The sequence below is a fragment of the Candidatus Pelagibacter bacterium nBUS_30 genome (assembly GCF_051201245.1).
Taxonomy (GTDB): Bacteria; Pseudomonadota; Alphaproteobacteria; order Pelagibacterales; family Pelagibacteraceae; genus Pelagibacter.
On sequence record NZ_CP172842.1, the window covers coordinates 720,843 to 740,646 of the forward strand.

The following is a 19,804-nucleotide window of genomic DNA, read 5'->3' on the forward strand; positions in this document are numbered from 1 at the left end:
ATTATTTATTAGTTAAATTTGTATTGTACATATTTATTAAATCAGTAACAGAAACCTCGATTGTATTAATTAATGGATCTGGATAAAAACCAAAAAACAAAGTGGGTACTGCTAGACATGATAATATAAAATACTCAGACTTATTAAGATCAACCATCGTTTTTAAGTCAGTATTAATTAATTTACCAAAAACAACTCTTTTGTATAACCACAACATGTAAGCTGCACCTAGAATTACCCCTAAACTAGCTATTACTGCTACTAAAAAATTATCCTTAAATACACCCATTAAAATCAAAAATTCACCAACAAAACCACTCGTTCCTGGTAAGCCAAGGGCCGCTAAAGTAAATAGCATAAATAAAATTGAATATTTTGGAATAATCGAAACTATACCACCATATGAACTAATTAGTCTTGAGTGCATTCGATCATAGACCACGCCAACACATAAAAATAATGCAGCAGAAACTAGGCCATGACTAATCATTTGAATTATACTTCCTTCGATACCTTGTTGTTGGATAGTAAAAATACCTAGAGTTACAAAGCCCATATGAGCAACTGAAGAGTAAGCTATTAATTTTTTCATGTCCTCTTGCATTAAGGCTATTAGAGATGTGAAAACAATCGCAATCACACTTAGTGTGTAAATTAAAGGTGTAAAAATTTCTGAAGCATCCGGAAACAAACCTAATGAAAATCTTATGAAACCATATCCTGCCATTTTAAGTAGTATAGCTGCAAGTAGCACTGATCCTGCTGTGGGTGCTTCTACGTGAGCATCAGGAAGCCAAGTATGAACTGGCCACATCGGAGTCTTTACAGCAAAAGAGCTAAAAAAAGCTAACCATAATAAATTTTGATACTTTGCATCTATACCTAATTCATAGAGTTTGATTACATCTGTTGTTCCAGATATCCAATAGATTGAAATTATGGCAACTAGCATTAAAACAGAACCAAGCAATGTATATAAAAAGAATTTAAAAGCTGAATAAACTCTCTTTGGACCACCCCAAATACCGATAATTAAAAACATTGGAATTAAACCTGCTTCAAAGAATAAATAAAAAACAAATAAATCAAGAGCACAAAAAACTCCTATCATGAAGCTTTCCATAATTAATATTGCTATTAAAAAATCTCTTAATCTTTTTTTAACTGTATTATTAACTGAAATAATACACAGTGGTGTTATAAAAGTAGTTAAGATAATAAATAAAATTGAAATTCCATCTATACCAACTTTATAATTTACAAAACCTTTAATCCAAGTTCTATCTTCTATAAATTGAAAACTAGAAGTTGATTGATCAAATGAAACCCATAAATAAATTGAAATCAAAAAATTTACTATAGAAGTAAACAAGGATACATATTTAGCTGTTAAATTATTTCCTTCTTTATCTTTAGTAAAAAATAAGAATAAAGCTCCAACTGTTGGCAATAGAATAAGTGAGGAAAGAATAGGAAAATTCATTTATTTAATAATTAAGAAGGTTAATAAAGCTGAAAAACCCAAAAGCATAATAAAAGCATATTGATAAATAAAACCACTTTGAAATTTATTTGCTTTGATAGAACATTTTTTAATCAATGATGAAATTCCATCAGGACCAAATTTATCTATTATTTTACCATCACAAAATTTCCACAAAAACAAACCTAGCTTTTTAGATGGATTAATAAATATAACTTCATAAAGTTCGTCAAAGTACCATTTATTAATTAAAAAATTATATAAAGGCTTATTAATATTAGCTATTTGTTCAGGTATTCCTTTATTTTTTACAAATAAATAATAAGCAATTGGTATCGATGATAGCACTAAAAATGGTGTTAAAAGCAAAAACCATAAAGGTGGGTGTTCAGTGCTCAATGGTTCCAAGAATTTAATAGACTCTGACCAAAAATAATTTTCACCCCCATGGCCAATGAATAAGTCTTTAAATAAAAATCCTGCAAAAATAGCTCCAATAGATAAAATAACTAGAGGAATCAACATCACTAATGGAGATTCGTGCGTTTCTTCAATTTTGACTTTTTTATTATTATATTCTCCATGAAAAGTTTTAAAAATTAATCTCCAAGAATAGATTGAAGTTAAAAATGCAGTAAAAACTCCAATTCCAGCTGCATAATATCCTGTTGTGTTGCCTTTTAAATAAGCAAATTCAATAATTGCATCTTTAGAATAAAAACCTGACAAAAATGGAAATCCTGTAAGAGCAAGTGTTCCGATAATCATTAACACATAAGTGTAAGGTAATTTTTTCCTTACACCTCCCATATTATTAATATCTTGTTCGTCCTTAAATGCATGAATTACAGAGCCTGAGCCTAAAAACAATAAAGCTTTGAAAAAAGCGTGCGTGAATAAATGAAACATTGCAACATTATAAGCACCTACACCAGCTGCAAAAAACATGTAACCAAGTTGACTACAAGTTGAGTATGCTATAATTTTTTTAATATCAGTTTGAACTAACGCAACTGTTGCTGCAAAAAATGCAGTTGTCATTCCAACAATTGTTATTAAATTTAATATTAATGGAGAATATTCGTAAATTGGTGAACATCTAACAACCAAAAATACTCCAGCTGTTACCATGGTAGCTGCATGAATTAATGCAGATACAGGGGTTGGTCCTTCCATTGCATCAGGTAACCATGTATGCAATAAAATTTGGGCTGATTTACCCATAGCGCCGATAAATAACAACAAACAAATTAAATTTATAGCTTTAACTTCAAAACCTAAAAAGGATAAATTTTTATCAATAACTGTTGGTATTTGTTGAAACACTTCTGAATAATTGACAGTTCCAAATAAATAGAAAATTAAAAATATTCCTAATGCAAAACCAAAGTCACCTACTCTATTTACAACAAAAGCTTTAATTGCTGCAGCATTTGCACTTTCTTTTTTAAACCAAAACCCAATTAAGAAATACGAACAAAGTCCAACACCTTCCCAACCAAAAAATAGTTGAATAAAATTATCTGAAGTAACCAACATTAACATTGCAAATGTAAATAACGACAAATAGGCCATAAATCTTGGCTTATGAGGATCGTGTGACATGTATCCAATTGAATAAATATGAACTAATGATGAAACTGATGTAACAACAACTAACATCACAGCTGATAATGGATCGATTAGCATAGACCAATTAACATCTAAAGATCCAGAATTTATCCAAGTTGCTAATATAATATTATCCTCATATTGATTGACAATTACTTGATAAAGAACATTAATCGATAAAAGTGCAGAGATTGAAACAAGAGCACTTGTTACAATTTCTGAATTTCGGTCACCAATATATTTTCCAAAAAAACCTGAAATAATTGAAGCAATAAGTGGAAGAATTAAAATTGAAATTTCCATATTATCCTTTCAACTTATCTATTTCTTCAACACGAATAGTTCCTGAGTTTCGATAATAAACTACTATAATTGCCAATCCAATTGCTGCTTCTGCGGCTGCAACAGTTAAAATAAAAAGAGTAAATACCTGCCCAGTGAGATCACCTAAGAAAATTGAAAATGCAACTAGGTTAATATTAACTGCAAGTAATATTAACTCTATACTCATTAAAATTACAATAATATTTTTTCTATTTAGAAAAATTCCAATTATGCCAATTGAAAAAATAACAGCTCCTAAAGTTAAATAATGCCCTAAACCAATTTCAGTCATCAATTTTAACTCCTTTATTAGTTTCAACATTTAAAACTTGGACACCTTCAGATCTTTCTCTAGAAATTTGCTTTACGTAACTTTGTGTCTTAACTCCAGTACGTTTTCTAAAAGTTAAAACGATAGCTCCTATCATAGCTACCAATAAAATCATTCCACTTAATTGAAATACATGAATATAATCAGTATACAAAACTTGTCCTAAAGAATGAGTATTACTCACACTAAAATTATTTACTGAATTATTTAAATCAAATAAATCAGGCTTATATTTCCAGCCACCAATAACTATTATTAATTCAAAGAATATAATTGTACTTATAATTAAACCCACCGGAATATGACTAGAACTTTCTTGTGATGCAAACCATTGGTTTTTTTGTTGAGCAACATTTAACATCATAACTACAAACAAAAAGAGTACTGCCACAGCTCCTACATAAACAATTAACATTATCATTCCTAAAAACTCAGCACCTATCATTATAAAGAGACAAGATATGCTAATGAAATCTAAAATTAGAAAAAAAACTGAATGGACAGTATTTTTAGACACTGTAACCATGATTGCAGAAATTATAGCTATAATCGAAAAGGTATAAAAAAAAATTGAATGTGCAATCATAAATTATCTATATGGGTTATCAGCTTTAATATTAGCTGCTAATACATTCTCCCATCTATCTCCATTATCTAAAAGTTTTTCTTTTGTGTAATAAAGTTCTTCTCTTGTTTCTGTTGAAAATTCAAAATTTGGGCCTTGTACAATTGCATCAACTGGACAAGCCTCTTCACATAAACCACAATAAATACATTTCATCATATCAATGTCGTATCTTGTAGTTTTTCTACTTCCATCATCTCTTGCAGATGACTCAATTGTAATTGCTTGAGCGGGACATACAGCTTCACATAATTTACATGCTATACATCTTTCTTCGCCGTTAGGATATCTTCTAAGAGCATGTTCACCTCTAAAACGTGGACTTATTTTACCTTTTTCAAAAGGGTAATTAATCGTTTTTTTTGATTTAAATAATTCTTTAATTGCAATTAACAAACCTCCAATGAAGTCTGTCATAAATATTGTCTTAAAAAATCTTGATAATTTCATTACTGGCTTATTGGTAAAAGGTTAAAATAAAATAAATAGCTAGCAGTAAACACTACCCAAGTTAAAGATAGTGGCAAAAACACCTTCCAACCGAGTCTCATTAACTGATCATATCGGTATCTTGGAACTATAGCTTTAACTAAAGCAAATAAAATGAATAATAATAGAATTTTTAAAATCAGCCATATTGCGCCAGGTACTAATGTGAATGGATAAATATCAATAGGTGATAACCATCCACCTAAAAACAATATCGCTCCCATAGCACACATTAATAAAATATTAGCGTATTCACCCAACCAAAACATTGCATACATCATGCCAGAATATTCAGTTTGATAACCAGCTACTAATTCAGCCTCAGCTTCAGGTAAATCAAATGGAGGTCTATTTGTTTCAGCTAATGCTGAAATAAAAAATATAACAAACATAGGAAACAGTGGTATTACAAACCATAAATCTTGTTGAGCTATAACAATATCATTCAAATTTAAAGAACCGACACAAAGTAATACATTAATTATTATTACTCCTATAGAAACCTCATAAGACACCATTTGTGCAGCAGAACGAATTGCCCCAAGAAAAGGATATTTTGAATTAGAAGCCCAACCACCCATTATTATTCCATAAACTCCTAGAGAAGAGACAGCAAAAAGATAAAGTATTCCAACATTGATATCCGCTAATACTTGAGTTGCACTAAAAGGTATGACGGCCCAAGAAATTAAAGCTAACGTCATAGTAACAATTGGAGCTAAAATGAAAATTACTTTGTTTGAACTTGAAGGAATTATAATTTCCTTAAAAATATATTTTAATGCATCAGCAAGTGACTGAAGTAAGCCAAATGGTCCAACTACATTTGGACCTTGTCTTTTTTGTACAAAAGCCCAAACTCTTCTATCAAGCCAAACGATCATAGCGACAGACACTAAAACAGGAACTAGTAAAAAAAGTATTTTATAAACTTCTTGAAAAATGATGTTTAAATAATCCATTTCAACCTTCTGTTCCTGTAGATTTCAAATTAATTTTTGAATTATTGCATTCAATCATTGTTTTTGAAGATTTAGCGATAACATTTGAAAAATAATAATCTTTTATAAAAATTTTTAGATTTTCATTTTGAAATTCAGTATTTGTAGATTTATTATTTTTTTCATTTGAATTATCCTGTTTTTCTTTTTGTAAATTTAGATAATTAAACATGCTGCTTTCTAATTCATCTTTGTCATTAAATAGTTTTCTATTATTCATAAATTCAGCTAATTCATTAATTATATGCCAATCTTCTTTAGCATCACCTGGGGGATAAGAGGCCTTTTGAGCTTTTTGTATCTTGCCTTCTAAATTTGTATAATAACCATCTTGTTCGGTGTAAGCAGAGCCAGGTAAAATTATATCAGCAATTTCAGCTCCTTTATCACCATGACTTCCCTGATAAATTACAAATTCATCCTTCTTAACAAAATCCAAACTGTCCTGGCCAACTAAATAAACAATATCAAATTTATGATCTTTTAAATCATTTAATAATCTTTTTTCTTGATTTACTATGCCAAGATCAAAATTACCTACAGTTGAAGCATCACAAGCTAATATATTTAATGAATTCCAATCCTCAGTAATTTTATTATTTTCAATTAAAAATTCTTTAATCTTATTAAACAAATATTTTGATGAATTTAAATTTAACAACGACTCACCAATTATAATTAAGGGTTTTTTGGCTTCTTTAATTTGATTTGAAATTTCATTATCTTCTTCAAAAATATTCTTTAATGATTGGGTTTGACCATCTAAACACTCATAAGGGTAAGTTAGATCACCTAGATCATTAAGTGAAATGATTTTAGAATTATTGTTTAAATAAGATTTTCTAATTCTTGTATTTAATATTGTGGCTTCATATCTTGGGTTTGTTCCTACCAACATAATAAAATCAGATTCTTCAATTCCATTTATTGTAGAATTAAATAAATAGTTTTCTCTTTTGCTTATATCTAAAAATCGATTATCAGATCTAGACTCATAATTATTTGTATCTAGTGTTCTGTCAAAGAATTCTTTAAAAATGTAACCTGTTTCCATATTGGTAAGATCACCAACAAATCCACATACTTTTTCTTTTGAAGTGTTTTCAAATTTTGATTTAATTATCTTAAAAACCTCGCGCCAAGATGCTTTTTCAAATTTTCCATTATATTTGATAAATGGTGTATCTAATCTTTGATGTAATAATCCATCACATGCATATCTTGTTTTATCGGAAATCCATTCTTCATTAATGTCTTCATTTATAATTGGAAGAATTCTTTTTACTTCCCAATCATAAGTATCAACTCTTATATTTGAGCCAATAGCATCCATAACGTCAATACTCTCTGTTTTTTTTAGTTCCCAAGGTCTTGCTTCAAAGATGTATGGCTTGGATGTTAAGGCGCCAACTGGACACAAATCTACTACATTTGCTGAAAGTTCAGACTGCATTGACTGCTCCAAATAAGTTGTAATTTGCATATCTTCTCCTCTACCAATCGCACCAATTTCGGGAACGCCTGCTACCTCTGTTGCAAATCTTACACATCTAGTACAATGAATACACCTTGTCATTTGGGTTTTAATGAGTGGTCCCATATTTTTTTCTGGTACTAATCTCTTATTTTCTTTAAATCTTGATTTATCGACTCCATAAAACATGGATTGGTCTTGCAAATCACACTCTCCCCCTTGATCACAAACTGGGCAATCTAATGGATGGTTTGCCAATAAAAACTCCATAACTCCTTTTCTGGCTTTTTCAACAAACTTAGTATTTGTTTTAATATTCATTCCCTCTGCTGCAGGCATAGCACAGGATGCAACTGGTTTTGGTGATTTTTCCATTTCAACCAAACACATTCTACAATTTCCAGCTATAGATAATTTTTCATGATAACAAAATCTTGGAATTTCAACACCTGCTTTTTCACATGCTTGAAGAACCGTTAAACCTTCTTCAACTTCTATATCAATGTTATTTACTTTAAGTTTAAGCATTATTTTTATCCAATAAGTGTTGATCAACTAAATAAGGAATATTACTTTTTTTCTGAATAATAGGATCCAAATTATTTCTTTTTTCAATTTCTTTTTTAAAATGTCTTAATAAACCTTGTACAGGCCATGAAGATCCTTCGCCAAATGCGCAAATAGTATGACCGGCTATTTGGTTTGTTACATCACCCAACATATCAACTTCATCTTTTGTTGCTTCACCTTTAGCCATACGTTCTAACATTCTCCACATCCAACCAGAACCTTCTCTGCATGGTGTGCATTGACCACAACTTTCATGCTTGTAGAACCTTGCAATTCTAGCCATACATTTAATAATGTCTTGATCTTTATTAATTACAACTATACCAGCTGTTCCTAATCCACTTTTTTCAGCCATTAAAGAATCAAAATCCATAGTCAATGTTTCACATTTTTCTTTTGGTATCAAAGGCATTGATGAGCCACCAGGAATTACAGCTTGTAAATTATCCCAACCACCAATTACTCCTCCAGCGTGGACTTCAATTAATTCTTTTAAAGGAATATTCATTTCTTCTTCAACATTGCATGGATTATTCACATTTCCCGATATGCAAAAAATTTTGGTACCTGTGTTTTTTTCTCTACCCAAAGAAGCAAACCATTTCCCACCTCTTCTAAGTATTGTTGGAACAACAGCAATTGTTTCAACGTTATTTATTATTGTTGGGCAACCATAAAGTCCAATTAAAGCAGGAAAAGGTGGTTTTAATCTTGGCTGACCTTTTTTACCTTCAATACTTTCTAATAATGCAGTTTCTTCTCCACAAATATAAGCTCCAGCACCATAATGAATATAAATATCTAAATCCCATCCTGTTCCAGCAGCATTTTCACCTAAAAGTTTTTTTTCATAAGCTTCATCAATTGCGGCCTGGAGTTTTTCTCCATCAATAAAATATTCCCCTCTAATATATATGTAGCAGACGTGAGCTTGTACTGCGTATGAAGCAATTAAACATCCCTCGATTAACTTATGAGGTTCAAATCTTAAAATATCTCTGTCTTTACATGTGCCTGGTTCAGATTCGTCTCCATTTATAACTAAATAATGAGGTCTTGTTCCAACTTCTTTAGGAGCAAAAGACCACTTTAATCCTGTCGGAAATCCAGCACCACCTCTACCTCTAAGTTGTGAATCTTTAATTTCATTAATTATCCAATCTCTACCTTTGTTTGTTAGTTCTTTTGTATTAACCCAATCTCCTCTTTTTTGAGAAGACTTAACATCAGATCCTCTATCATTATATAAATTCTGAAAAATTCTATCCTGATCTTTAAGCATTTTTTAAATCCATAAGTGTTTTTCTATTATTTTCCGGCTCATTGTTAATACGTCCTCTATACGATCCTGGTTTAGGAGACTCACCCTTTAAAATTTTATCTAAAATTTCTATTGTCTTTTCTTTATCCAAATCTTCATAATAATCATCATTAATCTGCATCATTGGTGCATTAACGCATGCACCTAAACACTCAACTTCCATCCAAGAACAACTTTTATCATTAGACAATTCAGACTCTTTTTCTGAAATTTTTTCTTTACAAGCTTCTACTAATTTATTTGCACCTCTGATCATACAAGGAGTTGTAGTACAAACTTGAACAAAATATTTACCTACAGGTGATAGATTGTACATAGTATAAAAAGTGGCAACTTCGTATACTTTGATGTAAGGCATATCTAAAAATTTAGCAATATACTTCATAGCTGCTAAAGGAATCCAATTATTATTTTGTCTTTGAGCAATATAAAGTAAAGCCATGACGGCACTATGTTGCTTGCCCTTTGGATATTTAGCAACAATAGTTTTTGCTGCATCTAATGAAGATGAGTTGAATTCAAAATTTTCAGGCTGATCTTTTGAAGGTCGTCTTAAACTCATCTATCCACCTCTCCAAAAACTATGTCTAACGATCCAAGCACTGCAGGAACATCAGCTAACATGTGACCTTTAATTAAATAATCCATAGATTGTAAATGAGAAAATCCTGGGGCTCTTATTTTGCACTTATATGGTTTACTTGATCCATCAGAAATGAGATAAACACCAAACTCACCTTTTGGAGCCTCAACAGCAGTATAAATTTCATCTTTTGGTACTCTGTACCCTTCTGTAAATAATTTAAAATGATGTATTAAAGCTTCCATAGATTGTTTAATATCTTTTTTTGTTGGAGGGCTTATTTTTCCATCTAAAGACTTAATTGGACCTTTTTCCATTTTTACAAGACATTGTTTGATAATAGAAACACTTTCTTTCATCTCTTCTATTCTGCACAAATAACGATCGTAACAATCCCCATTCTTGCCAACTGGAATCTTAAATTCTAATTGATCATAACAATCATAAGGTTGTGATTTTCTTAAATCCCAAGGAACACCAGAGCCTCTAATCATAACACCAGAAAAAGAATAATCTAATGCGTCCTCTTTAGTAACAATACCTATATCAACATTTCTTTGTTTAAAAATTCTATTATCAGTTAGTAAACTTTCTAAATCATCAATTATTTTTGGAAATGATTCACAAAATCTAGCAATATCTGTTTCCAAACCACTTGGTAGATCTTGGTGAACTCCTCCTGCTCTAAAATAATTGGCATGAAGTCTTGACCCTGATGCTCTTTCATAAAAAGTCATAAGAGTTTCTCTTTCTTCAAATCCCCAAAGTGAAGGAGTTAAGGCACCCACATCTAATGCCTGGGTTGTTACATTTAAAATATGACTTAATATTCTGCCAATTTCACAAAAAATAACTCTTATATACTGAGCTCTTATTGGAACATCAATTTTTAGAATTTTCTCAATTGCAAGCGCAAATGCATGCTCTTGGTTCATGGGTGCCACATAATCTAGTCTATCAAAATATGGAACAGCTTGCATATAGGTTTTATTTTCAATAAGTTTTTCAGTTCCCCTATGTAATAAACCAATATGTGGATCTGCTTTTTCAACTACTTCACCATCAAGTTCTAAAATTAGCCTAAGCACTCCATGTGCAGCAGGATGTTGAGGCCCAAAATTTAAATTTAGATTTTTAATTTTTTTTGTCATTGTTTTCAATTTCCTCTTTGATGTATTTTGTTCCTTCCCAAGGACTTTCATAGTCAAAATTTCTATAATTTTGCTCTAATTTGACAGGTTCACTGATTACTTTTTTTTGTTCTTCGCTATATCTAACCTCAGTGTGACCTGTTAAAGGAAAATCTTTTCTTAATGGATGGCCATCAAAACCATAATCAGTTAATATTCTTCTTAAATCTGGATGATCTTTAAAAGAAACTCCATACATATCAAACACTTCTCTTTCCATCCAATTAGCTGCAGGATAAATACTAGTTAGAGATGGAATAATTTCATTTTCACTAATTGAATATTTAAGAATTATTCTTTGATTAAATTCATGACTTAAAAATAAATACACTATTTCAAATCTTTGGTTATTTTCTGGATAATCAATAACTGTAATATCTATTAGTTGTCTGAATTTAGTATCTTGATTTGTTTTAATAAACAAAACTACATCAATCAAATCATCCTTATTTATTTCGATATATAATTGTTGATGTTTAATTTCAGTTTTATCGATTTTAGTTGTTAAACCTGAATTTATTTTTTTTTCTAAATCTTCTAAATTTTTCATAATTATCTTGTAAAAGAACCTTTATTTCTAATTTTCTTTTGGAGTTGTAAAATTCCATAAAGCAAAGCTTCAGCTGATGGTGGACAGCCCGGTACATACACATCAACTGGCACTATTCGGTCACATCCTCTTACTACAGAATATGAATAATGGTAGTAACCACCACCATTAGCACAACTCCCCATAGATATTACATATCTTGGTTCTGGCATTTGGTCATAAACTTTTCTTAAAGCTGGAGCCATTTTATTAGTTAAAGTTCCAGCAACAATCATAACATCTGATTGTCTAGGAGAGCCTCTTGGGGCAGCACCAAATCTTTCCAAATCATATCTTGGCATTGCTGTTTGCATCATTTCAACTGCACAACAAGCAAGACCAAAAGTCATCCAATGTAAAGATCCAGCTCTAGACCAGTTAATTAGATTATCTAATGATGTTGTTATAAATCCATTTTTACTAAAATCTTCTGCAAGTTTTTTAAACTCATTTGGAACTTGATCTAATTTATTATTCATTATAATTCAGTTTTATTCCCAGTCTAATGCGCCTTTTTTCCATTCATAAATAAAACCAATAGTAAGTATAAATAAAAAAATCATCATTGAAGAAAAACCTAGTAAACCAATATTTCCAAGTGATATTGCCCAAGGAAATAAAAATGCAATTTCTAAATCAAATATGATGAATAAAATAGCTACTAAATAAAACCTTACATCAAATTCCATTCTAGAGTCTTCGAATGGCTCAAAACCACATTCATAAGCTGATAATTTTTCTGGATCTGGTTTTTTTGGTGAAAGGATAAAATTAATTACAACAAAAGCACAACTTAAACCTAAAGCAATGACTAAGAAAATAATAATTGAAAGATAATCTTTTAAAAAATCAGATAACATGGATGTCTATATACCAGTTTTTGCTCGATGTTGAAGGGCTCATACGTCACATTTTAATTGATATTAACAATAAAAATTTAGTAAAAGTGGCGGGAGTGAAGGGACTCGAACCCTCGACCTATCGCGTGACAGGCGATCGCTCTAACCAACTGAGCTACACCCCCACTTTAAATTATTTTGGTGGGTAGTAAAGGACTCGAACCTTTGACCCCCTCGGTGTAAACGAGATGCTCTACCAACTGAGCTAACCACCCATATAACTAGGCTTCTTATTACATCAACAGTTAAATAAAGTAAATTAATTATTATTGAATACTAGCTTGAGATTTATCATCTTTTTTAGATATATCGACCTCAACCCACTCAGTTCTTTTAAGTTCTTTTGTTAAAGCAACTTTTAAAACTTGATCAGCATATTCAACTGGTGTTATTTTAATATCATCAATAATTTTCTTTGGCATATCAACTAAATCTTTTTCATTTTCTTTTGGTATCAATACCTCTTTAATGCCTGCTCTATGAGCTGCTAAAAGTTTTTCTTTTAGACCTCCAATTGGTAACACTTGTCCAGTTAAAGTAACTTCACCAGTCATTGCAACATCTCTTCTAACTGGAATTCCAGTAATTGATGAAACTATAGAAGTTACCATTCCAATACCTGCCGATGGGCCATCTTTAGGAGTGGCACCTTCTGGTACGTGAATGTGAAAATCTTTCTTCTCAAACAAAGGAGGGATAATTCCGTATTCTAAGCATTTTGATCTTACAAAAGATTTTGCAGCTTTAACTGACTCTTGCATCACATCTCCAAGTTTACCCGTAATTTGCATTCTACCTTTGCCTGGCATTGTTACAGTTTCAATCTTTAAAATTTCTCCACCATATTCTGTCCATGCAAGTCCTGTTACAATCCCTACTCTATTTTCTGACTCTAGTTCACCAAATTTAAATTTAGCTATACCAAGAAAATCAGATAAATTTTTATTATTTATGTTTACTTCTTTCTCTTCACCAGCAACAATTTTTTTAACTACTTTTCTCGCCAATTTTGAAATTTCTCTTTCTAAATTTCTAACTCCAGATTCTTTAGTATAACCTCTGATAACTTCTTTAATAATGTCATTCTCTAATTTCATCTCTTTATCTTTCACACCATTATCTTTAATTTGTTTAGGTAGAAGATATTTGTTTGCAATACTGATTTTTTCATCCTCTGTGTAACCAGCTAATCTAATTACTTCCATTCTATCTAGAAGTGGCGGAAGAATGTTTAGTGTGTTTGCAGTCGTCACAAACATTACATCAGACAAGTCATAATCAACTTCTAAATAATGATCATTAAAAGTTGTGTTCTGTTCAGGATCTAAAGCTTCTAACAAAGCAGATGATGGGTCACCTCTATAATCATTTCCAATTTTATCAATTTCATCTAATAAAATTAGTGGATTTTTTGTTCCAGCTTTTTTCATCATTTGAATAATTTTTCCAGGTAAAGATCCAATGTAAGTTCTTCTATGTCCTCTAATCTCAGCCTCATCTCTCATGCCGCCAACAGACATTCTAACAAATTCTCTGTTAGTTGCTTTAGCTATAGATTTACCCAAAGAAGTTTTACCAACTCCTGGAGGTCCAACTAAACATAAAATTGGTCCTTTGATTTTTTCCATTCTTTTTTGAACAGCTAAAAACTCTATAATTCTCTCTTTTACTTTCTCTAGACCAAAATGATCTTTATCAAGAATATTTAATGCTTTAGTCAAATCGATGTCTACTTCACTTTTTTTATGCCATGGAAGTTCTGTCATCCAGTCTAAATAATTTCTAACGACTGTTGCTTCTGCTGACATTGGACTCATATTTTTTAATTTTTTAAGTTCTTGAAGGCATTTTTTTTCAACTTCCTTAGGCATTTTTGCTTTTGTAATAGCTTTATTTAGGCTAGTAGTTTCATCTTTACCGTCTTCAATTTCACCCAATTCTTTTTGAATTGCTTTTAATTGTTCATTTAAATAATACTCTCTTTGAGTTTTTTCCATTTGTGTTTTAACTCTTCCTCTAATCTTTTTTTCAACACCTATAATGCTTGTTTCATTTTCCATTATTTTGATTATTGCATTTAACCTCTTTTTAACATCTGCTGTTTCAAAAATTTGTTGTTTCTCTGAAATTGTAGCTGTGATGTGAGAAGCTATATTATCTCCAATTTGAGAAGGATCTTTTAATTGTTTGATTGTGTTAATTGTTTCACTTGAAACTTTTTTATTAATAGATGTTAATTTTTCTAATCTTCTTAATGCTGTAGCAGCAAGTGGAAACAAATCTTCATCCTTAGTGAGAACATCATTAAAATGAGAATAGTCACAAGTTATAAATTTATCATTATCTTTAAAATCTAAAATTTTTACTCTTTTAAGGCCTTCAACTAAAACTTTTACTGTTCCATCTGGTAGCTTTAAAAGTTGTAAAATGCTTCCTTCACAACCATACATAAAAATATCTGTCTTTTTAGGATCATCAATTTCTGAATTTTTTTGTGTAACTAATATTATTTTCTTATCTTTTTTCATTACTTCATTTAAAGCTGAAATAGACTTATCTCTTCCCACAAACAAAGGAATAACCATACTTGGAAACACAACAATGTCTCTAAGCGGTAATAACGGTAATGAAATTTTGACGTCCATAATATCAATATGGATATTATATTTTATATTGCAATAGCTTTTTGATACTTATTATGGATATTACGCCGCTGTAGTCTTGCTAGATTTAGATTTATTATCACTTTTTGTGTGAACTAATATGGGTTGAGATTGACCCTTGGCTGAACTTGCATCAACTATAACTTCTTCAATATTTTCTTGGCTAGGTAAATCGTACATGGTTTTTAATAAAATGTTTTCTAAAATGGATCTTAAACCTCTTGCTCCTGTTTTTTTCTTGATTGCTTTTTGCGCTATCTCTTTCAGTGCATTTTCTTTAAAAGTTAATTTTGCACCATCTAATTTAAATAATTCTTGATATTGTTTGGTAAGTGAATTTTTTGGTTCTTGCAAAATTTTTATCAGTGATTTTTCATCCAAATCCTCAAGTGTAGCAATCATGGGTAGTCTTCCAATAAACTCTGGTATTAAACCAAATTTCAATAAATCTTCAGGCTCAAGAGTTTTCATCCATTCACCTGTCTTTTTGTCTTGTGTATTTTTTACATCAGCACCAAAACCAATTGATGTACCTTTGTCTCTTTGAGAAATTATTTTATCAAGTCCAGCAAAAGCTCCGCCACAAATAAATAATATGTTAGTTGTATCTACCTGTAAAAATTCTTGCTGAGGATGTTTTCTGCCTCCTTGAGGTGGTACACTTGCAACAGTGCCTTCCATAATTTTTAGTAATGCTTGCTGAACTCCTTCACCTGACACATCTCTAGTAATTGAAGGGTTTTCTGATTTTCTACTGATTTTATCAACTTCATCAATATACACAATTCCTCTCTGTGCTTTTTCAACGTTATAATCAGAGGCTTGTAATAATTTTAATATTATATTTTCAACATCCTCACCAACGTATCCCGCCTCTGTAAGAGTTGTTGCATCTGCCATTGTGAAAGGAACATCTAATATTCTAGCAAGAGTTTGTGCTAACAACGTTTTACCGCATCCAGTTGGACCAACTAATAATATATTAGATTTTGCAAGTTCAACATTTTTACTTGTCTTACTCTCATAATTTAATCTTTTGTAATGATTATGTACAGCAACAGATAAAACTTTTTTTGCATGAGGCTGGCCAATAACATAATCGTCTAGAACTGAACAAATTTCTTTAGGTGAAGGAAGGCCATCTTGATGCTTAACAAAAGTATCCTTGCTTTCTTCTTTTATGATATCCATACATAATTCAACACATTCATCGCAGATAAAGACTGTAGGTCCCGCGATCAGTTTTCTTACTTCGTGTTGGCTCTTTCCACAAAAAGAACAATACAGAATATTTTTATTATTTGTTGTCATATCAAATTTTTAACGAATCAATAAACTTACTTTATTATAGAAGAGTCATACTAATCAAGTTTGGATTGTCACACTTTCAATATATGGTGTGTTATGATCTTTTTTCTACCACTTCGTCTATAAGGCCAAAAGATTTAGCAGCATCTGCAGTCATAAAATTATCTCTTTCCAAAGCTGCTTTAACTTCATCGACAGTTTTTCCAGTATGTTTAGAATAAATTTCATTTAATCTTTTTTTTAATGATGAGACTTCATTTGCATGTATTTCAATATCAGTTACTTGACCTTGGAAACCAGCAGAAGGTTGATGAACCATAACTCTTGAATTTGGAAGTGAAAATCTTTTACCCTTAGTTCCAGCTGCAAGTAAAAACGACCCCATTGAGGCTGCTTGACCAATGCACAAAGTTGAAATGTCCGGTTTCACATACTGCATAGTATCATAAATACCAAGACCAGCTGTAACCAGCCCACCTGGACTATTAATATACAAATATATTTCTTTTTTTGGATCCTCTGCTTCAAGAAATAATAATTGAGCTGTAATTAATGATGCAACATTGTCATTAATTTGACCAGTTAAAAAAATAATTCTCTCTTTTAAAAGTCTTGAATATATATCGTAAGCTCTTTCACCTTTATTAGATTGTTCAACTACCATTGGAACTAAAGTATTCATGTGTTCAGATAATTTTGTTATCATAAGATGATTCGTATTACTTATACAACTTGAGATTACTTTTTGCTAACTTTTTTTGCTTTTGGCTTTGTTTTAGAAGCTTTTGTTGAAGGTTTTTTTTCTTTTTCAGGTTTTGTTTTAACTGATTTTTTTGTCTCTTTTTTTTCATCCTCATGATTGTGATCATGATTATGAGCTTCTTTTAGAATTTTTTCAGCTTCATCTTTTGAAATTTCTTTTTTATTAGCTTTTGCTTTTTCTTTAACTAAATTTAAAATTTTCTCTTCATAAACTGTGCCTCTCAAGCTCGCTACCGCAGATGGATTTTTTTGATAAAAATCCATTACCATTTTTTCTTGACCTGGCATCATTCTTAATTGTTTTTGTACTTCAGCTTGAATCTCTTGTTCAGAAACATTTATCTTATTCTGTTCACCAAATTCATTCAAAATTAAACCAGTTTTAATTCTAGTTTTTGCAGTTTCAGTAAATTTAGATTTGCTTTTTTTTGCATCTTCTTCAGACATACCTTGTGAGAGAATTTTAATTTCTTCTTCAATTAAATTTTCAGGAATCTCGTCAACTTTAATTTTCTCAATTTCTTTTAAAATTTGATTTTTAGATAATTGATCCAATGAATTTTTATATTCATCATTAATCTGTTTAGATATTAGAGCCTTTAAATCTGTTAAATCTTTGGCACCTAAATTTTTAGCAAAAGCATCATCTATTTTTACCTCTTCTGGGTTTTTAATATTCAAAATTTTACAATTAAATTGAGCTTTTTTATTTACTAATTCTTTCTCAGGAAAATTTTCTGGTAATTTAGCTTCAACTATTTTCTCATCATTTTTTTTAACTCCAATTAATTGTTTATCAAAACCTTTTAAAAACAAATCTTTACCAAGTGTTAATTGTGTGTTTTTACCTTCACTTCCTTTAAAATCTTTTCCATCTACTGTTGCTTTGTAGTCTATAGTAACTTGGTCTCCATCTTTAGCTTTGACATCTGAACTTACTTCTTTAAAACTTGGCTGATTTTTTGCAATTTCTTTAATTCTTTTGTCTGTTTCACTATTATCAATTTTAACTGTATATTGATCAAACTTAATATTTTCTAAAGATTTTACTTCTACTTTGGGTAATTCGGTTACCGATAAAACATATTCTAAATCTTTATCTTCACCATAAGTTTTTAAATCAAGCTTAGGTTGACCGGCAGGTTTAATTTTTTTTTCTTCTAAGGCTTTAGTTGATGTATCTTTTAAAACTTTATCTAATACTTCGCCAAAAACAGCTTTTCCAAATTGTCTTTTTAAAACTTCTTTTGGAACTTTTCCTGGACGAAATCCTTTTAAATTAACAGTTCTTTTAATTTCTTCGTATTTTTCATCCATATAAGAGTTCATTGTCTCTTTATCGATAAAAACTTTAACGTCTTTATTTAAGCCTTTTATATTTTCTACAGTTATTTTCATAATAATTTACTTTTTGGTAGGGCGAAAAGGACTCGAACCTTCACATCCGAAAATATTGGTTCCTAAGACCAACGCGTCTACCAATTCCGCCATCGCCCCACAAATTATGAGGTTTTATATATTATTGAAACTATTTGTCCAATGACAATTGTTAAAAAATTAACTATTTATCTCCTATAATTTATAAATATATTTAAAAAAATGATTGTTTCACCATGTATCAGCATTTGCAAAACAGATCCTACAACAGGTTATTGTTATGGATGTGGAAGAAACAATGATGAAAAAAAAATTTGGAAACTTGAAGAAACTACTGATGACTGGAAAACAACTAATCTTGAAACAATTAAAAAAAGATTAAATGGATGGCAATTAAAGAGTTTTATTGAGTCATACGAACACAAAATTAAAAATGGAATTTCTCTTTTCAAAAAAAAATTAACAAATGTATAAATCAACAATTGTAATCTTAATTTATATAATTGGTCTAATTTTTGGTGCTTTAGTATTAGATATTTGGAGCGCTCAAACAAGTCCTAAAGCTTTATTGGGTATTGGATGGACAGCATTACTATTAATAGGATTATTTTTAACTGAAAAAAATGAAAAAAATTAAATTTTTAAATTTTCTTTCTTTAATTATATTGACTTTATTTACTGTTAATAATCTAAATGCAGAAATTATCATACTTAGTGCTTGTGATAATAAAAAAGATGGTTTTTTAAAAAATGAATATATTTTAAATTTAGAAAAATCATTAATGACAAGAAATTTTGTCTACAACAATAAAACTTTTAAAAAATATCGTGTTACAGATCTTTCTGTAAAAAAAGAAAACACATTAACAAAATTTATCTACCAAGAGGATGATAAAATTTTAACTGATAAAATTGGTTATCCTCAATTTTACACACAATTATTATTTGAAATAAACAATCCAAATATTATGATAAAAACTGTGATAAATAATGAAGAGGGAATTTCTCTCATGTCTTCATGTAAAAAAATTGAAAGATTTGAAAAAGAAAGTTAATTTTTTTTTTTATTTTTTTTTATTTGATTTTTATTTTTAAAATTAAATCTACTACTATTTGTTATGCTACTTCTATGTTTTGCATAAGCTTGCTTTTGGGCTTGTTTCATTGCTTTTTTAGAAGACATAATTATTATAATCTAATATTC

At 30.2% G+C, this 19,804-nt stretch carries 21 protein-coding genes and 3 tRNA genes; 3 read left to right on the forward strand and 21 right to left on the reverse strand.

Features of this window, described 5'->3' with window-relative positions:
• Window position 1: 1 nt before the first annotated feature.
• From ACIJYE_RS03925 to ACIJYE_RS04020, 20 genes are all read right to left on the reverse strand, one after another.
• Window positions 2–1,483, reverse strand: coding sequence for an NADH-quinone oxidoreductase subunit M (locus tag ACIJYE_RS03925; RefSeq protein WP_435089422.1), 1,482 nt, complete (start codon window positions 1,481–1,483; stop codon window positions 2–4).
• Window positions 1,484–3,397, reverse strand: coding sequence for an NADH-quinone oxidoreductase subunit L (gene nuoL / locus ACIJYE_RS03930; protein ID WP_435089423.1), 1,914 nt, complete (start codon window positions 3,395–3,397; stop codon window positions 1,484–1,486).
• Between the two features lies 1 nt (window position 3,398).
• Window positions 3,399–3,710, reverse strand: a complete 312-nt coding sequence (nuoK, locus tag ACIJYE_RS03935; RefSeq protein ID WP_271507758.1) for an NADH-quinone oxidoreductase subunit NuoK — start codon at window positions 3,708–3,710, stop codon at window positions 3,399–3,401.
• Window positions 3,703–4,335: an NADH-quinone oxidoreductase subunit J gene (locus tag ACIJYE_RS03940; protein ID WP_435089425.1), complete on the reverse strand. Its 633-nt coding sequence runs from the start codon at window positions 4,333–4,335 to the stop codon at window positions 3,703–3,705. Before ACIJYE_RS03940 ends, nuoK begins: the two co-directional genes overlap by 8 nt.
• A gap of 3 nt (window positions 4,336–4,338) precedes the next feature.
• Window positions 4,339–4,824 carry an NADH-quinone oxidoreductase subunit NuoI gene (gene nuoI / locus ACIJYE_RS03945; RefSeq protein ID WP_435089427.1) on the reverse strand — a complete coding sequence of 162 codons (486 nt, stop codon included), beginning with the start codon at window positions 4,822–4,824 and terminating at the stop codon, window positions 4,339–4,341.
• Window positions 4,824–5,825, reverse strand: a complete 1,002-nt coding sequence (gene nuoH / locus ACIJYE_RS03950) for an NADH-quinone oxidoreductase subunit NuoH (protein ID WP_435089429.1) — start codon at window positions 5,823–5,825, stop codon at window positions 4,824–4,826. Before nuoH ends, nuoI begins: the two co-directional genes overlap by 1 nt.
• A gap of 1 nt (window position 5,826) precedes the next feature.
• Complete coding sequence (gene nuoG, locus ACIJYE_RS03955; protein ID WP_435089430.1) at window positions 5,827–7,866, reverse strand: NADH-quinone oxidoreductase subunit NuoG; 2,040 nt, start codon at window positions 7,864–7,866, stop codon at window positions 5,827–5,829.
• Window positions 7,859–9,190, reverse strand: coding sequence for an NADH-quinone oxidoreductase subunit NuoF (nuoF, locus tag ACIJYE_RS03960; RefSeq protein WP_435089431.1), 1,332 nt, complete (start codon window positions 9,188–9,190; stop codon window positions 7,859–7,861). Before nuoF ends, nuoG begins: the two co-directional genes overlap by 8 nt.
• The gene (gene nuoE, locus ACIJYE_RS03965; RefSeq protein WP_435089432.1) at window positions 9,183–9,791 is read right to left on the reverse strand and encodes an NADH-quinone oxidoreductase subunit NuoE; all 609 of its coding nucleotides are present in this window, start codon (window positions 9,789–9,791) and stop codon (window positions 9,183–9,185) included. Before nuoE ends, nuoF begins: the two co-directional genes overlap by 8 nt.
• Complete coding sequence (locus tag ACIJYE_RS03970) at window positions 9,788–10,963, reverse strand: NADH-quinone oxidoreductase subunit D (RefSeq protein ID WP_435089433.1); 1,176 nt, start codon at window positions 10,961–10,963, stop codon at window positions 9,788–9,790. Before ACIJYE_RS03970 ends, nuoE begins: the two co-directional genes overlap by 4 nt.
• Complete coding sequence (locus ACIJYE_RS03975; RefSeq protein ID WP_435089434.1) at window positions 10,947–11,552, reverse strand: NADH-quinone oxidoreductase subunit C; 606 nt, start codon at window positions 11,550–11,552, stop codon at window positions 10,947–10,949. Before ACIJYE_RS03975 ends, ACIJYE_RS03970 begins: the two co-directional genes overlap by 17 nt.
• Before the next feature lie 2 nt (window positions 11,553–11,554).
• Window positions 11,555–12,070, reverse strand: coding sequence for a NuoB/complex I 20 kDa subunit family protein (locus tag ACIJYE_RS03980; protein WP_435089435.1), 516 nt, complete (start codon window positions 12,068–12,070; stop codon window positions 11,555–11,557).
• Between the two features lie 12 nt (window positions 12,071–12,082).
• Window positions 12,083–12,451, reverse strand: coding sequence for an NADH-quinone oxidoreductase subunit A (locus ACIJYE_RS03985; RefSeq protein ID WP_435089437.1), 369 nt, complete (start codon window positions 12,449–12,451; stop codon window positions 12,083–12,085).
• 87 nt (window positions 12,452–12,538) lie between these two features.
• Window positions 12,539–12,615 (reverse strand) — tRNA-Asp (locus ACIJYE_RS03990).
• 14 nt (window positions 12,616–12,629) lie between these two features.
• Window positions 12,630–12,705 (reverse strand) — tRNA-Val (locus ACIJYE_RS03995).
• Window positions 12,706–12,756: 51 nt separating this feature from the next.
• Window positions 12,757–15,135 (reverse strand): endopeptidase La, encoded by a 2,379-nt coding sequence (gene lon, locus ACIJYE_RS04000; RefSeq protein WP_435089438.1) that lies wholly within the window; start codon window positions 15,133–15,135, stop codon window positions 12,757–12,759.
• A 60-nt stretch (window positions 15,136–15,195) separates the two neighbouring features.
• A complete protein-coding gene (gene clpX / locus ACIJYE_RS04005) occupies window positions 15,196–16,464 on the reverse strand; it encodes an ATP-dependent Clp protease ATP-binding subunit ClpX (protein ID WP_435089439.1) in 1,269 nt (422 codons plus the stop codon).
• 91 nt (window positions 16,465–16,555) lie between these two features.
• On the reverse strand, window positions 16,556–17,167 hold the full coding sequence (clpP, locus tag ACIJYE_RS04010; protein ID WP_435089440.1) for an ATP-dependent Clp endopeptidase proteolytic subunit ClpP: 612 nt from the start codon (window positions 17,165–17,167) through the stop codon (window positions 16,556–16,558).
• 32 nt (window positions 17,168–17,199) lie between these two features.
• Window positions 17,200–18,621 (reverse strand): trigger factor, encoded by a 1,422-nt coding sequence (tig, locus tag ACIJYE_RS04015; protein WP_435089441.1) that lies wholly within the window; start codon window positions 18,619–18,621, stop codon window positions 17,200–17,202.
• Between the two features lie 14 nt (window positions 18,622–18,635).
• Window positions 18,636–18,720 (reverse strand) — tRNA-Leu (locus ACIJYE_RS04020).
• Between the two features lie 102 nt (window positions 18,721–18,822).
• On the opposite strand from ACIJYE_RS04020, the gene ACIJYE_RS04025 reads away from it, so the two are divergent.
• The 3 genes from ACIJYE_RS04025 to ACIJYE_RS04035 are packed head-to-tail and all read left to right on the forward strand — an operon-like array spanning window position 18,823 to window position 19,655.
• On the forward strand, window positions 18,823–19,074 hold the full coding sequence (locus tag ACIJYE_RS04025) for a DUF1289 domain-containing protein (RefSeq protein WP_435089442.1): 252 nt from the start codon (window positions 18,823–18,825) through the stop codon (window positions 19,072–19,074).
• Window positions 19,067–19,237, forward strand: coding sequence for a hypothetical protein (locus tag ACIJYE_RS04030; RefSeq protein ID WP_435089443.1), 171 nt, complete (start codon window positions 19,067–19,069; stop codon window positions 19,235–19,237). Before ACIJYE_RS04025 ends, ACIJYE_RS04030 begins: the two co-directional genes overlap by 8 nt.
• A complete protein-coding gene (locus ACIJYE_RS04035) occupies window positions 19,224–19,655 on the forward strand; it encodes a hypothetical protein (RefSeq protein ID WP_435089444.1) in 432 nt (143 codons plus the stop codon). Before ACIJYE_RS04030 ends, ACIJYE_RS04035 begins: the two co-directional genes overlap by 14 nt.
• Here ACIJYE_RS04035 and ACIJYE_RS04040 read toward each other — a convergent pair.
• Entirely contained in the window at window positions 19,652–19,783 is a 132-nt protein-coding gene (locus ACIJYE_RS04040; protein WP_435089445.1) for a hypothetical protein, read from the reverse strand. The genes ACIJYE_RS04035 and ACIJYE_RS04040 overlap by 4 nt on opposite strands.
• Between the last annotated feature and the right edge of the window lie 21 nt (window positions 19,784–19,804).